We start from the raw sequence: 14,336 nt of genomic DNA on the forward strand, positions 1-14,336 counted from the left end.
TGGCTTGAACAATACGAAATGGTGGCAGACAGCTGTAATATATCAGATCTATCCCCGAAGCTTTCAGGACAGCGACGGCGATGGAATCGGCGATCTCCGGGGGATTATTAGCAGGCTGGACTATCTGGAGCAGCTTGGCATTACCGCAATCTGGCTTAGTCCCGTATACAAATCACCCAATGACGATAACGGCTATGATATCAGCGATTACCAGGATATTATGACCGAATTCGGAACCATGGATGACATGGATGAATTAATCGAGCAGGCCAAGCAGCGCAATATCCGGATTATTATGGACCTGGTCGTTAACCATACCTCGGACGAGCACCCATGGTTCATTGAAGCCCGCAAAGGAAGGGATAACCCGTACCGTGACTATTATATCTGGCGTGATCCGGTCAACGGCGGGGTTCCCAATGCCCTGCGTTCAACCTTCAGCGGGTCGGCCTGGGAGCTTGACGAAGCCAGCGGCCAGTACTTTCTGCATTTGTTCAGCCGCAGACAGCCGGATCTGAACTGGGAGAACCCCAAGGTCCGTCAAGAGGTATGGGACATGATGAATTTCTGGCTGGATAAGGGTGTCGGCGGATTCCGCATGGATGTCATTGATCTGGTCGGCAAAATTCCCGATCAGGAGATTACAGGGAATGGTCCGAAGCTGCATGAATATCTGCAGGAGATGAACCGGGAGACCTTCGGAGCGCATGATGTTCTGACGGTGGGAGAGACCTGGGGGGCGACGCCGGATGTAGCCAAGCTCTATTCCAACCCGGACCGCAAGGAGCTGTCGATGGTATTCCAGTTCGAGCACATCGGTCTGGATCAGCAGGCCGGGGGAGAGAAGTGGGATCTGAAGCCCCTGGATGTAAGCGAATTGAAGCAGGTGCTGGCGAAATGGCAGACCGAGCTGGGGAACGAGGGCTGGAACAGCCTGTTCTGGAACAATCATGATTTGCCGAGAATTGTATCGCGCTGGGGCAACGATAAGCAGTACCGTGTGCAGAGCGCCAAAATGTTCGCCATACTCCTTCACCTGATGAAGGGTACGCCTTACATTTATCAGGGCGAGGAGCTCGGAATGACCAATTATCCGATTCAGGATATCAGCGAAGCGCAGGATATTGAGGCCATCAATATGTATCATGAACGGATCGGGCAAGGCTACGCCAAGGAAGCTATCATTCATTCCATTAATGCGAAGGGGAGAGATAACGCCCGGACTCCGATGCAGTGGGATGCTACCCGTAACGGAGGATTTACAACCGGAGAGCCATGGCTGCCTGTACATCCGAATTATAAGGAAATTAATATGGAGGCGAATCTGAAGGACCCGGATTCGGTGTTCCATTGCTACCGTAAGCTGATTGAACTGCGGAAGAACAACCCGATTGTGGTATGGGGCGATTTCGAACTGGTGACCGGCGTGCCGGATCAAGTGTTCATGTACTTCCGCCGCTATGAAGGACAGACCTGGCTGGTAACGGCCAACTTCAGCGGGGAGCCCATCACACTGGAATTGCCGGAGCTGGGTCACGCCGGATTCATTATCGGCAACTACTCCAGAGATGATGTGGACTTCAAGCAGCTGCAATTACGGCCTTATGAAGCTTTTGCTGTTGTACTTGCATAGGCTAACTTGTCTAGCCCTATTTGGAACAAAGTTCATTGCACCAAAAGGATGCCTCCCTGATGAAAGGGGAGGCATCCTTATTATTATTGCTGACTATAGACCGTCAGCTTATTTGCGGTTGCGGAGGCGCTCCAGCTCGGCTTCAACCGCGCTGTTCAGCGGGGATTCAGGAGCTGCTGCGGCTGCAGCCAGACCGGATTGCTCGGCCAGTGCTTCCTGCATGGCGATTTTGTCTTCCATCCGTTCGAAGCCGCGGGCTGCGGCACCGGCGTTCAGCACCTGACCGCCGTATCCGGCCGGGAAGCATGATGCGCTGGCCAGTGCAGACTGCTTGATCTCCGCAGCTTTGCGGGCACGTTCAGCCAGCTCGGCTCTTTTGGCTTTGAGGCGCGTATGTTCTTCCTTAACACCGGCAAGCTGTACCTCCAGCGAGGAAAGTGCTGCCTGTGTCTCTTGAAGTCCGGCGGTGCATTCCTGTCCGCTCTCCGTGTAGCGGAGCTTAGCCATTACCGCCAGGCGGGCAGCAGGTTCATTGCCCTCGCTCATGAACTGGACTGCTTCCGCTTCACTGCGCTCTGCAAGCACCTTGTATTCGTAAATCCGGCGCTCAAGCACACTGGCTGCTGCCTTGAGTTCACGCTGTTTGCCTTCGGCATTAGCGATCTTGTCCTCCAGATCCCGAAGGTATTGACCGGTTAGCAGGATCGGATCTTCCAGCTTGTTCAGCCCTTCGTGAATGGCAGCCTTCGTTAACGTGGTGATTCTTTGGAATATACTCATAATAATGATCTCCTTTTTATGTGGGTTGGTTAAGGTATGACGCAAGTATTTAATAGAAGGAATTAGTAGTTGAAGCCGTCATCGAATCCGCCGTAGGATTCCTGAGGAACAATTAGGCTGCCGATAATATACAGAAAGACTACAGTGCCGAAGCTGAATATCGTAGCGATAGCAACAATCAATCTTACAAGGGTTGCATCAACTTTGAAATAGCGGGCCAGTCCTCCGCATAAACCGGTGAGTTTCTTGTCTGTTAAGGAACGGGTTAATTTTTTTGTCATAGTCATATCTTCCTCTCTTATATGGTGATCGCCGGTTCGCGGCGTGTTCACTGCGTTGTCTATGTATGTATTGTACGAATTTATCCTCTCTGGCAAAACGGCCTGCAGACTGTTCTTTGTTCCCGACCTTAGTCGGGGATGGGGACCGCAATAGGACGGGGAGAGGCCGGGCAAAAACGTTAGATGCGCGCAGCCGTGCGGATTTTACACAATGGGGTGCTGAGGTTCATCCGGGGTTAACACTGGAGGATTAGACTGAACTCTAGCGTAGCCTAACTAACATACGGGAGGACTAGCCATGGGAATTCACAAGTATTTTCGCTCACTGAATGAGCTGGAGCGCATTATCCGCTGTCCGGGCAAATTCAAATTCGAGGAGCATAGCGTTGCGGCCCATTCCTGGAAGGTCGTGCAATACGCGAAGACGCTGGCGGATATTGAAGAGAAGCACGGCGCGGTGATCGACTGGAAGAAGCTGTACGAGATCACGAGCAGCCATGATTACGGAGAGATTTTTATCGGGGATATCAAAACGCCGGTGAAGCACTCCTCGCTCCAGCTCAGATCATTGATCCAGCAGGTGGAGGAGGGCATGATCGACAACTTCATCAAGGAGCATATCCCGGACGAATTCAAAAGCATCTTCTACCAGCAGCTGCGCGAAGGCAAGGACGAGTCGCTAGAAGGCTTGATTCTGGAGGTTGCGGATAAGATGGATCAGGTGTATGAGGCCTTCGCCGAGCTGCAAAGAGGGAACACGGAGAAGGAGTTCGTGGTGATGTACCGCAATGCGCTGATTAAGATCAAGCATATTGACCTCAAGTGCGTGGATTACTTCCTGGCAGAGATTCTGCCGGACATGGTGAACGAGGAGACGCTGTCTCCGATTGATATCAGGCAGATTACGGAAGAGGCGCTGGCCCTGTAGAGGAGCTGTGGCTCTTTTTTCATATATACATATAGAAATACCTCAGGCCTGAAGGTGCTTGCTTGCGGAAGCCCGGGCATACCACACGGCCGATCCGTTAAAAGCAATATGCAGCGGAATCGTCAGCAAGAGCGACTCCGTAACCTGCGCGCACAGCCCGAAGAAGATCCCTCCGCTAAAAGCAAACAGCATGAATCTGACGCTCTCGCGGTTCAGCTTGTAATACTGCAAATGGGACACGGCGAACAGGAAAGCGGTAAGGAGAATAGCGCCGCTGACATCAATGATCGAAGTGGAATGCAGCTGACCGAGTACCGGATGGCGCGCAAGGATGGGCAGTATAAGTCCTCTGAAGGCGATCTCTTCAAAGACAGGGAAGCACAGCACGAAGTTGACCGTATTATAAGTTCCCGCAGGATTATAGCCGGAGGATCTGGAGATGATCAGGTTCACAAGCAGAATAATAAGGAACAGCGGGAGCACTCTCATTACTTGCTGCGGGGCGCCAAAAGTATAACTGTTGCTCCAGAGAACGCTCCCAGCAATCATCGCGGCTCCCCAATAATAAATCGTAAACCGCGCTTGCTGTTTAGAGATAACCCGGAGTATCCCCTCGAAGATTCTATATGAAAAAGACAGCAGTACAGCAATAGCGCATGATTCCAGCAACAGCATAGGTGGTGCCCCCTCAGAGATAGTCGAAGTGTAAGTATGGATGGTAAGTCTGTGTCAGAATGTAAGTGTATCTATTCTTGCAGCATTACAGTTAGAAAGCAATTACAAATATTATAATAATGTAGGAGATGAATGTTACGGCGGGAAGATCAGTGGAAATGATACTATAAAGGAAAAATAAGGATGGTGCATCACTCTTGCAGTATTTTAATCTTATTCCGTTCTCTACTACGCTGTTCTGGTTCAGTGTTCTGCTCCTGATCGTATGGGCTGTCGACTTCCTGCTGGGCGACTCCGCTGTTCAGCTTCCGGCGGGCAGCCGCAGGGAACGGACCAAATCCATACTTGCGGATATTCTAATTTTTGCCGGGATTAACAGCTTGCTATTGTATGTACTTCATCCTCTGAGCAATCCGCTGCTGATTTCGCTGGTTGCTGCGGGATTGCTCGTTACGTATTTTATGACCTCCGGTATGCGCAAGCGCCTCTCCCCATACCAGCCTTGGATCTTGCTGATCCATGTTGTGCTTGGCATAAGCTTCTACCTGCTGTTTGGTATGCTGCTGATGAGCAGGCTGATTGTCACGTATAATCTTAACATGACGAATCAGTTCGATATACTCTATTTCGTCTATGGACAGGACCGGGCGGTGGTGTACGTGCTATTGCTGATTATGACTGCTCTCTATTTCGTAATCGGCAAGCTGCTGATGCGGCCACTTTACAACTGGTATGCAGAGAACTATTACCAGGCTTCGAGGATGAACATTAAGCTGGTTGGGGGAGAGCTTCTGAACGGAGTGTATATTCTGCGGGACACGGATAGAGGATTCCTGTCCGCAAGCGACAGTCTGAATCCGGGGCCGGACGCCAGGCTCTATAGGATCAGCCGGGAGAAGATAGAGTATATGGAGAGAGCCGGCAGTGTAAGCTGATCTGAATAGGTAAGACAATTAATAGCCCTCAGACCGTATGGACGGTCTGGGGGCTATTGGATGTCTCCAGGAGTCTTGTATCATAGCAGCTACTACTGCCCAGGTAATGTTGGCCTTGCGGACTTTACACCTGAAACCGATATCCCGCTCCCCACACAGTCTGGATATATCGCGGGTTGCCGGGGTCCTGCTCGATCTTGTCGCGCAGCCTGTTGATATGGACAGCTACGGTAGCGTTATCGCCCATGGCATCGAAGCCCCAGATCCGTTCATACAGGGAATCCCTGCTGAAGACGATATCCGCATTGACAATCAGGAAGTGCAGCAGGTCGAATTCCTTCTTCTTCAGCTCAAGCTCCCGGCCGTGCAAATAGGCTCTGTGGGATAAGGTATGAATGATGAACGGACCGCTTTCGATCCGGTTGCTCTCTGCGCTGCTACCGCTCATGCCCTTAAGACGAGCATACTGAGCCAGATTGGATTTGACCCGGGCCACTAGTTCACCTGGCGAAAAAGGCTTGACGATATAATCATCGGCCCCAAGCCCCAGGCCCCGGATCTTGTCGATGTCCTCCTGCTTGGCCGTGACCATAAGGATAGGAATGTCGAGCTGGCTCCGCAGCTTGCGGCACACTGAGAAACCGTCTTCCCCAGGCAGCATCAGATCGAGCAGAATAAGCTGGAATTGTCCCGAGAGCGCCAGTTCAAGCCCGGTGATTCCATCCTCGGCAACCTCTACCGTGAAATCATTAATTTCCAGATAATCCCGCTCGATCGCTGCAATTGCACTATCATCTTCAATGATTAACACTTTGGTCATAGCAAAGCCCCTTTATCCAGCACTGGCAGTGTGATAATGATGCACAGACCCCCTGCGGGGGAAGGCTGTGCCTGAATACTTCCGCCCATCCGGCTGACGGCTTTGGCTGTGATTGCCAGCCCCAAGCCGCTGCCCTTAGTCGGATTATTGCGCGAAGGATCACTGCGGTAGAACACATCAAACAGCTTGTCCAGCGCGTTCTCCGGTACGCCGGGTCCGTTATCCTCCAGGTAGATGAACACATCGCTTCCCTGTACTTCGGTACTGATGGATACCTGGACACGCTCCTTGAGCTTGTATTTCCAGCTGTTCTCCAGAATATTGAAGACCATGCTGCTGAGCTGCGCCGGATCGGCAAAGATATGCACATCGGGAGCCAGTGCGGAAATGACTACGTCCAGGCCCTTCTCCCTGTATTCTTCGGCAGTGACCTTGATTAAGGAGAGGAGCTCCTGATTGATCTCCAGCACCTCTGGTTCATAGGGATAATCGCCCAGATCCATTTTGGAGAAAAGAAAAATTTTGCCGACCATCCGGTCAATATCCTCCGCCTTGGTCTTGATCATGGTGATATATTTCTTCTGGGATTCAGGGGTTGTGGCCACCCCATCCAGCAGCCCCTCCGAATACGCACGGACAGAGGTCAGCGGGGAACGGAGGTCATGCGATATCCCGGCAAGCAGCTCCTTGCGGCTCTCCTCCTGCCTCTGGAGCAGGCGCTGGGATTCCTTGAGGCGGATAGCCATGTCATTGAAATCCTCACAGACAGGAGCGAATTCGTCCTTGTTCCCGTAGTGGATTCTAACATCCAGATTGCCGTCCCGGATCTGATGAACCCCGTCTGCCAGCGTATCCAGAGGCTGCTTGATCCGCTTGAATACAAACCGGGTAAGAAATTGATTCGTTATAAATACCGCAGAGATGATCCCCAGCGTGATCAGAATCAGAAAGGTAACCATCGCAGGAGTGACTTGTCCGTCTGTATAGTCCGAGGTCCTGCCGATAATGGTGACAGTATAAGTGCTGCCCTTAACCCGGATCTGTTCAGCATAGACCTCCTTGTTCGAGGTAGAAGCGAAACCTTGTCCATCCATGGCGCTGACGATCTGCAGCAGCTTCTCTGTCTCCGGGGTCTCCTTAAAATTGAAGCTGATCAGCCTTGTCGAGGAATCGTAAACGGCCAGACTCATGTCCTCCGGCTTCAATATCTCTTCGATCTGGCGGCGGAGTTCAGCCTGTTCCTGCTTCTCCCCGTTCTTCAGCAGCCCGGCAGACAACTGAATCAGATCATCATATCCGGTATAGAACGGGCTCTGCTTATCATGCTTCGATACCTTGAACAGGAGGGACACGCTAACAAAAGCAATGAACAAGGAAATACATACGGGGATTACAATCATCAGGATATTAGAGATGAATAAGCGCCGCTTAATGGTCATACCCGGTTCCTTCCCGCAGACATTTTATCGTATCTTTTCTTCCATCATAACATCCTTGCTGCAGCACGGCTAATCGGTACGCAGAGCTTGAATCGGCCGGAGTCTCGCCGCTTTGCTGGCGGGTAGGATGCCGAAGAACACACCGATAAAGAGCGAGAAGAGGAATGAAATGTTCACCATGTTCCAGGCATAGCCAACCTGAAGGGCGGTCAACTGGCCGACCAGCCAAGTTAGGCCTAATCCTGCTCCGATTCCGAGGATTCCGCCCATCGTGCTGAGCACCATCGACTCAATGATGAATTGCAGCAGAATATCTATTTTTTTGGCGCCGATGGCTTTGCGTATGCCGATCTCCCGGGTGCGTTCGTTCACTGAAATAATCATAATGTTCATAATGCCGATTCCGCCAACGAACAGCGAGATTCCGGCGATTCCAGCGAGGGCAAGGGATAGGGTGCCGGAGGTTTTCTTCAGCGTATCCAGCATCTGTTTGGAATCGAACACACTGTAGGCATCCTTGGCACGGAGGAACTTGCGGTCCAGAATCTGTCCGATAGCTGTCTTCACAGACGCTACATCCTTGTCGCTCAAGGCAGTGACGGTAAAAGTCTGAATTCCCTTGCTCTGAAGCAGCCGCTCGGAGGTGGATAAGGGGATGAGAATCTTCTTATCGTTGGATCCGCTGAGTGAGGTTCCCTTCGCCTGGAGCAAGCCTACAATCTGGAAGGAGGTACCGTTCAGTTGGATCTCACGGCCCACAGGGTTGTCAGCGCCAAACAGCTTCTTCGCCGTCTCGGTTCCGATCAGGGCGGCCTTCTGCCGGTATTCATTGTCGATATCGAGCAGGAAGCGGCCGGACTGCACATGAAAGTTCTGTACCTTCTCATAGCTTGCTGTGATGCCTTCAAGTGAGACATTAGTATGAACGTTACGATATTTGGCGGTTACATTGCTGCTGATCGTAGGCGATACCTGATCCACACCGGGAACCCGGCTGAATGCGGCAACCTCCTCAGCCGTGAGGGAAGTGACTGCCCCCCGTCCGGTAATCATGACCGTCAGCTGATTCGTGCCAAGGTCACTGAATTGGCTGGTGATCTGACCCGTAACTCCCTGCCCCACCGAGACCAGCAGAATGACCGAGGATACTCCGATGACAATGCCCAGCATGGTGAGGAAGGAACGGACCTTATTGCCGACGATACTCATTACCGCCATTCGGATACTCTGAGCAAGAATCATTGGTCATTTCTCCGATCTTCGACGAGGTGGCCATCCTGAATCCGGATGACCCGCTTCGCTTGTTCCGCAATGCCCAGGTCATGTGTGATGACAATAATGGTATGTCCCTGTTCATTCAGTTTTTTGATCATGTACATGACCTCTTCTCCGGTCTTGGAATCGAGTGCGCCGGTAGGCTCATCTGCCAGTAGAATGGGAGGATTGCCGGCAAGTGCTCTGGCGATGGCAACCCGCTGCTGCTGCCCCCCGGACAGCTCGCTCGGACGGTGGTGCATCCTCTCTTGCAGGCCGACCTTCTCCAGGGCGGCAGCGGCCAGCGTTCTTCGCTCCCGTTGTGACAAGCCCCGGTAGACTAAGGGCAGTTCGACATTCTGGACAGCAGATAACTTAGGAAGCAGGTTGAAGTTCTGGAAGATGAATCCTATTTTCTCATTGCGTATTCGGGCCAGCCAGTTATCGGATAATCTGCGGACATCCTGTCCATCCAGAGAATAGCTCCCTTCATTCGGGATATCCAGGCAGCCGATCATGTTCATCAAGGTGGATTTTCCAGATCCGGACGGGCCGATAATGGCAACAAATTCGCCATGATGGATCTCAAAAGAGATATCCTTCAGCACCGTCATCTGTTCCTTAGCCATCATGTATCCGTGGACCATATGCTCAATCCGGATCAGGGGCTCTGTATTCATTGTGGCCCTCCTCCGGCACCGCCGCCATCGCTGCCGTCAAAGCCGCCCTCGTCACCGCCCATATCGAACATACCCGGAGCTGCGGGAGCAGGCGTACTGACAGCAATAATGGTCGGGACAATGACCTGTTCCCCTTCGCGCAGACCACTGACAATTTCGATCCGGCTCTCATCATGCACACCTACAGTGACAGGCTTCAGCTGAACGGGCGGAGGTGTGGCAGGGCTTCCTGCGGCGGAGCTGCCCTTGGGCGAAGGGGTCTGCTCCGGAACGGAGTCCTGCACTTGAACATAATACTTGTTATCCTTTTGGGTTACAGACTCGACGGGAAGCAGCAGAACCTGGTTCTTCTGTTCAATAGTAACGACTCCTTGTGCTGACATACCGGCTCTGGCTCCGGTGGAGTCCGTGAGCAGAAGGGTCACTTCAAAGACGGAGACTCCGTTAGTCACCGTTCCTTCATCCGCAATCCGCGTGACCTTGGCCGGGTAGACCTTAGCGGGCAGCGCGTCCATCTTAATGGCTGCGGACATCCCCGGCTTAATCTTGGGGATATCCAGTTCGTCAATTTTAATCGTAGTGCTCAGATTCTTGTAGTCCGTTATGGAGAAGACCTCGGCACCTTTAGTCACCATCCCCCCTGAGGAGGCGCTGATCTTGGTCACCGTTCCATCCATCGGCGCTGTTAGGGAAGCGGGCGGGATATGATCCTTCTTCAGTGCTTCAAGCTCGGTTAATGTGGCTGTAATGCTATCCTTGGTTCTCTCGATGGCCAGCTTCGCCGCATCAATATCGGTTAAGGCAGCACTATCCATGATTAGCTTCTTGTACTGGTCTTGTTTCTCCAGCAGGTCATTCTGCGATTGCTTGAGCGTATTCTGCTGGATTCTTACGTTACTGGCTACATTGGCTCCCTCATAAGTCAGAAGGATCTGACCCTTCTTGACTTGTTCATTCTCCTTAACGAGAACCTTGGCTACATTTCCTGTGTCCCTGGCATATACGATCGTAGTATTCGTAGCCTTCACGGTGCCGGAGCCTTTGACGGTGACAGATATATCGTCCTTGGTCACTACAGTAGTCTGAGCAGCAGGAGGACTGTCCTGCGTGCTCTTATCCGGCCATAAGCTATACACAACAATTCCAGCAGTGACAATGACTGCGGCTGACAGCCCTAAGGTTTTTTTGACGTTCATAGCGATCCTCCGGGATCTGGATTTGCCGCGTTTTTCGGGGCAGTGATGGTCTCAGGGGCTTTGGCCGCAGGGGTGTAGGTCAGACTGTAGCTCTGGCTGCCCAAGAGAATCCGCTCTCCCTGGAACTCGTCATAGAGAGTGACGAGGAATTTGCCGCTACGGAGCGTTTTATAGGCATTGCTTGTAAGGGTCATAGAATAGGTCAGGAATTTCCCTGTCACCAAATCAGTTCCGGGCACCAGCGTTCTCTCCTGAGTCTGGCCGAGAGGATCGGTAAGCTGCACGACCAGCTTATGCGCATTAGTGCCCATATCATACTGGTTGTCCTTAGCAAGCGTATACGTCAGATTGACACTCAGCGTATCCTGGCCCTCAGACACAGCACCTGTGGCCTGAGTAACCGTAAATGTATAAGGGAACAAGGGCACTCCGCTACCCAGAGTGACTAGTGCAGCCGGAGTCTGAATATGAAGGGTGAGTGCCTTAGGATTAATATAGGCGGTTGGCGTTCCGTCCGGCGCTGTCAGCTTGTTCTCGCTAACTCCTTCTCCCGCGAAAAGCGTCAGCTGCGAGGCATCGATGCTTGCAGGCAGCTTGCTCCATATACTCACCAGACTCTTGCCCTTGGGCCCGGCCGCCAGTGCAGATTGACTGACTTCTGCTTCATAATAGGTATTGTCCGGTGTCTTATAATAAGCCACAAGTCTGGACAGCTCTGCCCTCCGGGCTTCAAGACTGCTCACCTCAAGCTCAGTATACAGAATGTTCTGGCTTGCTCCGGGATAGAGGAGGGTCCGGCGCTCTTTAACCTCCGCCCGCTTGCCTGCAGTATCGATCTTGAAGGTGGCGTTATCACCAGCGTCAGACATACCCGGAACAACTTGCTGTGTTTTGAGGGAGAGGAAAGGCTCAGTGGTGTCGCCTGTCCCGCTATTTAGTCCGATACGAACCTGGTCCAGAGATTGCTCATAAGGGAGCTTGCCGATCACATAATACACAGCGCTTGCTCCTGCGGCTAGCTGCTGGCTGGAGGCGGCTGCGACGACTTGAACCGGAGCGTCCAAGGCGGTCTGCCCTGCTTGGATAGTTCCTGTAAAAGCAGGGAGGGTCACTGCCGCATCTCTGACATTACGGATACGAATCGTGCCGACAAGCAAATCTTCAGTTGTCCAAGGCATACGCTGCACTGACTCGAGTACGGCACCGAAGGTTCCGAAGCTGTTATCCAGGATGTACTCCGAAGCAACGGAGTTGGTCATCTCTAAAGAATAGGGAATCTTGTACATAGCTGTAGGGAAGATAGTCTTGCCTTCTACTGCCGGCTCCACCATCTGGAGCTTCAGCGTACTCTGGTTCACATTCAGCGGCACTTCGGCAGAGAATTGCAGGATCTTCTCCTCAAGCGGCTTCAAGGTGAGGCTGGCCAGCGCTTTGCTGTTGACCGGGAAGGAGTAGCCTTCCTTGGCGGTTACAGATAATTCATAGGCTGGCAGAGTAACCGCCTTGTTGCCAGCATTCCTAATGCGCAGCTTAAGTGTCCACAGTGCCTTCTCGCCTGTTGAGGATACGGATGCCTGCTTCAGCTGGGTCTCAATGGTATTGCTGCTCACGCCGAATTTCTTCACCGCGTAAGCATTCACCTCAAGACTTGGATAGCTTGCTTCCGGGAGACGGAAGGAGACTACCGGCAGATCCGCTTTTAGCCCAGCATTCTCCCCAGTGATAAGCAGCGACATGCGCGTAGTCGGTATGTAAGCCGGGAGCTCCGCCAGATAAAAGATCTTCTTATTCTCACCGGACTGCACCTTGTAATCCCGGCTGGTACTGTCAAGCGTCAGCTCAAACGCGGAACCGCCGGAGGATTCAAGGAATACCAGGTGGCCGGGTGCAGCGAGTACCTTGGCTCCTTGATTCGTCAGGCTCAGAGCAACCTTGGCATAGATTTTATTATTGAAGCTGAAGATTTGCAGGCTCTCGGGCTTCAGGCTAACCGGAAGGTTGCTAACCGTAATCTGCTTGCTAAGACCCTGCTGTACATAAGGAGTATAAGCGGCCGGGACCTTGAAGCTGCCCAGCTTCTTCTGGTACTCTGAGCCGCTGAAGTCGAAGCCGAACAGCGAGATAGAGAGGCCTTGGGTAGAAGCTGTCTTGCTGACGTTCACATAATAGGTGACGGTTAGCTGCTCCTTGGGCGCAACCGCCACTTTGGTTTTATCCTCAGGAATGGGGCTGCTCTTAATCGTTGCTCCCGCTGGGGTTGTAATCTTGGAAAAAACGTTGATCAGCTTATAGGTGCTGCTGCTGGTATTGCTGTACATCAGGGTATAAGTCAGACTGTTGCCGCCATCGGCCTTGGCTAATTGCACATCGGTCAGCCTCACGCTGACTCCAGCCTGGACAGTCACTGCAGGCAATTGCGACAAAGCGTTAGCCTGATCCTGCAGCGAATTGTTCGCTGTCTTGTTTGCTGTAACGCTGCTTGGTGCCGCAGATGCCGATAACGCCAGGTGCTGACTGGCAATAATCATCCCTAGTACCAAAGCAGCACAGGCACGGTAATTCTTCATTTCATTCCCTCCCAACATTCATCATCCGATTGACGGCTTAAAGCAGCCGCTAGAAGATGTTTCCTATCTTACGGGAAAGGATTAACACAGGGATAAATAAAAGGAGGAAGAAGGCAGGGGAAAGATAAATAGAAGTTAAACTTTTTATAAACTGGCTTGTTCCATCCATGGCGTGAAGTGAAGGCTGGACTTGCCGGTATATAATAGTAGAAACATAGAATCCGGGTAAGCCGGGACAGGGGGATCAGCATGGAGCATGAAGTTCATAAGTTCAGCTGGGTGGGCAGCGGGGAGATGTATCTGGATCATCCGGCAACATCCAGACTGAACAGGATGGTTATCGGCCGGTACGGCGGGAACACGGCGGCAGGTGCCGAGAAGAATGAAGATGGTGTCTATGTATTAAGCGAGCTGGACGGCGGTTGGGAGTTCGCAATGCTATTGGATGCGCACCATACGGCGGAAAGTGCTGAGCTGCTTGTCCGTACGATCAACGGTAAAGCTGGTGAAATCATCAGGCTTCTGGCGCTGCCTGTTCAGCAGGCCTTTCGGGAACTGGAGGCTTTCCTGCTGTCTATTTTCCAGGCAGAGTCATTTTTGCAACAGTGCCAGCAGGTAACAGGGGAGACCGCATGCCTAATCTGCGTAAGGCTGGAGAATTATCTCTGGTGGTTCTCGGTGGGCGATAATTCAATCTATCTGCTGCATCCCGAGCTGGCGGCACGAGGGCAATATCTATTGAACCAGCGCAATTTCTATGAGTGGATCGGCTTCGTGAACACCTTCTCCCAGCCCGTTGCCTGTTATTCCTCCGGCATCCGCGAGCTGCGGCAGGGCCGCAACATCATCGTGATGACCACGGACGGACTGCTGGAAGTCGGAGCAAGACTGCTGGAAGACCCGCGTAGGCTGTATGAAGCTTTTACGGGTAGAGAGGATCTGGAGGAATGTGTGGCGGAGATATTGACGGGGGTGCATGAACAGCTTGGGCGGGACAGCGCAACGGTAGTGGCCTGGAGTTATGATAATGGCAAGGCGGGTGCGATGCCTAGTGATTGAGGGTTATTATCATGTTTGCAACATCTGGATGAAGCCGGGAGGAGCTATGCCAAGAGTTTTTGTGGATGGCTGGCACAGGACATTCGGCA

The 14,336-nt window shown here is 52.3% G+C and carries 13 protein-coding genes; 4 read left to right on the forward strand and 9 right to left on the reverse strand.

Annotation, left to right across the window (positions count from 1 at the left end):
* Window positions 1-4: 4 nt before the first annotated feature.
* Entirely contained in the window at window positions 5-1,633 is a 1,629-nt protein-coding gene (locus MKY86_RS05705) for a glycoside hydrolase family 13 protein (RefSeq protein WP_076076794.1), read from the forward strand.
* 108 nt (window positions 1,634-1,741) lie between these two features.
* Here MKY86_RS05705 and MKY86_RS05710 read toward each other — a convergent pair whose 3' ends face one another.
* Window positions 1,742-2,413, reverse strand: coding sequence for a PspA/IM30 family protein (locus MKY86_RS05710; RefSeq protein ID WP_083684658.1), 672 nt, complete (start codon window positions 2,411-2,413; stop codon window positions 1,742-1,744).
* Window positions 2,414-2,475: 62 nt separating this feature from the next.
* Entirely contained in the window at window positions 2,476-2,694 is a 219-nt protein-coding gene (locus MKY86_RS05715; RefSeq protein WP_076076791.1) for a PspC domain-containing protein, read from the reverse strand.
* A gap of 298 nt (window positions 2,695-2,992) precedes the next feature.
* On the opposite strand from MKY86_RS05715, the gene MKY86_RS05720 reads away from it, so the two are divergent.
* On the forward strand, window positions 2,993-3,622 hold the full coding sequence (locus MKY86_RS05720) for a YfbR-like 5'-deoxynucleotidase (RefSeq protein WP_036691104.1): 630 nt from the start codon (window positions 2,993-2,995) through the stop codon (window positions 3,620-3,622).
* Between the two features lie 42 nt (window positions 3,623-3,664).
* Here MKY86_RS05720 and MKY86_RS05725 read toward each other — a convergent pair whose 3' ends face one another.
* On the reverse strand, window positions 3,665-4,297 hold the full coding sequence (locus tag MKY86_RS05725) for a CPBP family intramembrane glutamic endopeptidase (protein WP_076076788.1): 633 nt from the start codon (window positions 4,295-4,297) through the stop codon (window positions 3,665-3,667).
* A 197-nt stretch (window positions 4,298-4,494) separates the two neighbouring features.
* Between MKY86_RS05725 and MKY86_RS05730 the strand changes: the two genes are divergently transcribed.
* Window positions 4,495-5,232 carry a hypothetical protein gene (locus MKY86_RS05730; RefSeq protein ID WP_076076786.1) on the forward strand — a complete coding sequence of 246 codons (738 nt, stop codon included), beginning with the start codon at window positions 4,495-4,497 and terminating at the stop codon, window positions 5,230-5,232.
* Window positions 5,233-5,356: 124 nt separating this feature from the next.
* On the opposite strand, the gene MKY86_RS05735 is transcribed toward MKY86_RS05730, so the two are convergent.
* The 6 genes from MKY86_RS05735 to MKY86_RS05760 form a co-directional block, all read right to left on the reverse strand.
* On the reverse strand, window positions 5,357-6,052 hold the full coding sequence (locus tag MKY86_RS05735; protein WP_076076783.1) for a response regulator transcription factor: 696 nt from the start codon (window positions 6,050-6,052) through the stop codon (window positions 5,357-5,359).
* Entirely contained in the window at window positions 6,049-7,491 is a 1,443-nt protein-coding gene (locus tag MKY86_RS05740) for a sensor histidine kinase (RefSeq protein ID WP_076076781.1), read from the reverse strand. The genes MKY86_RS05735 and MKY86_RS05740 overlap by 4 nt, the downstream gene beginning before the upstream one ends.
* A gap of 69 nt (window positions 7,492-7,560) precedes the next feature.
* A complete protein-coding gene (locus MKY86_RS05745) occupies window positions 7,561-8,733 on the reverse strand; it encodes an ABC transporter permease (protein WP_076076778.1) in 1,173 nt (390 codons plus the stop codon).
* Complete coding sequence (locus MKY86_RS05750) at window positions 8,730-9,425, reverse strand: ABC transporter ATP-binding protein (RefSeq protein ID WP_076076776.1); 696 nt, start codon at window positions 9,423-9,425, stop codon at window positions 8,730-8,732. Before MKY86_RS05750 ends, MKY86_RS05745 begins: the two co-directional genes overlap by 4 nt.
* Complete coding sequence (locus MKY86_RS05755) at window positions 9,422-10,621, reverse strand: efflux RND transporter periplasmic adaptor subunit (protein WP_076076773.1); 1,200 nt, start codon at window positions 10,619-10,621, stop codon at window positions 9,422-9,424. Before MKY86_RS05755 ends, MKY86_RS05750 begins: the two co-directional genes overlap by 4 nt.
* On the reverse strand, window positions 10,618-13,188 hold the full coding sequence (locus MKY86_RS05760; RefSeq protein ID WP_076076755.1) for a hypothetical protein: 2,571 nt from the start codon (window positions 13,186-13,188) through the stop codon (window positions 10,618-10,620). Before MKY86_RS05760 ends, MKY86_RS05755 begins: the two co-directional genes overlap by 4 nt.
* A gap of 249 nt (window positions 13,189-13,437) precedes the next feature.
* On the opposite strand from MKY86_RS05760, the gene MKY86_RS05765 reads away from it, so the two are divergent.
* The gene (locus tag MKY86_RS05765) at window positions 13,438-14,247 is read left to right on the forward strand and encodes a protein phosphatase 2C domain-containing protein (protein WP_143803606.1); all 810 of its coding nucleotides are present in this window, start codon (window positions 13,438-13,440) and stop codon (window positions 14,245-14,247) included.
* Window positions 14,248-14,336: the final 89 nt, after the last annotated feature.

The sequence above is a fragment of the Paenibacillus sp. FSL R7-0333 genome, from assembly GCF_038000365.1.
GTDB classification, from domain to species: domain Bacteria; phylum Bacillota; class Bacilli; order Paenibacillales; family Paenibacillaceae; genus Paenibacillus_AQ; species Paenibacillus_AQ silagei.

Bases quoted from the DNA above. Each gene is read 5' to 3' on its own strand.
- MKY86_RS05710 (WP_083684658.1), bottom strand. From the start codon at position 2,413: ATGAGTATATTCCAAAGAATCACCACGTTAACGAAGGCTGCCATTCAC.
- MKY86_RS05715 (WP_076076791.1), bottom strand. From the start codon at position 2,694: ATGACAAAAAAATTAACCCGTTCCTTAACAGACAAGAAACTCACCGGT.
- MKY86_RS05720 (WP_036691104.1), top strand. From the start codon at position 2,993: ATGGGAATTCACAAGTATTTTCGCTCACTGAATGAGCTGGAGCGCATT.
- MKY86_RS05725 (WP_076076788.1), bottom strand. From the start codon at position 4,297: ATGCTGTTGCTGGAATCATGCGCTATTGCTGTACTGCTGTCTTTTTCA.
- MKY86_RS05735 (WP_076076783.1), bottom strand. From the start codon at position 6,052: ATGACCAAAGTGTTAATCATTGAAGATGATAGTGCAATTGCAGCGATC.
- MKY86_RS05740 (WP_076076781.1), bottom strand. From the start codon at position 7,491: ATGACCATTAAGCGGCGCTTATTCATCTCTAATATCCTGATGATTGTA.
- MKY86_RS05745 (WP_076076778.1), bottom strand. From the start codon at position 8,733: ATGATTCTTGCTCAGAGTATCCGAATGGCGGTAATGAGTATCGTCGGC.
- MKY86_RS05750 (WP_076076776.1), bottom strand. From the start codon at position 9,425: ATGAATACAGAGCCCCTGATCCGGATTGAGCATATGGTCCACGGATAC.
- MKY86_RS05755 (WP_076076773.1), bottom strand. From the start codon at position 10,621: ATGAACGTCAAAAAAACCTTAGGGCTGTCAGCCGCAGTCATTGTCACT.
- MKY86_RS05760 (WP_076076755.1), bottom strand. From the start codon at position 13,188: ATGAAGAATTACCGTGCCTGTGCTGCTTTGGTACTAGGGATGATTATT.
- MKY86_RS05765 (WP_143803606.1), top strand. From the start codon at position 13,438: ATGGAGCATGAAGTTCATAAGTTCAGCTGGGTGGGCAGCGGGGAGATG.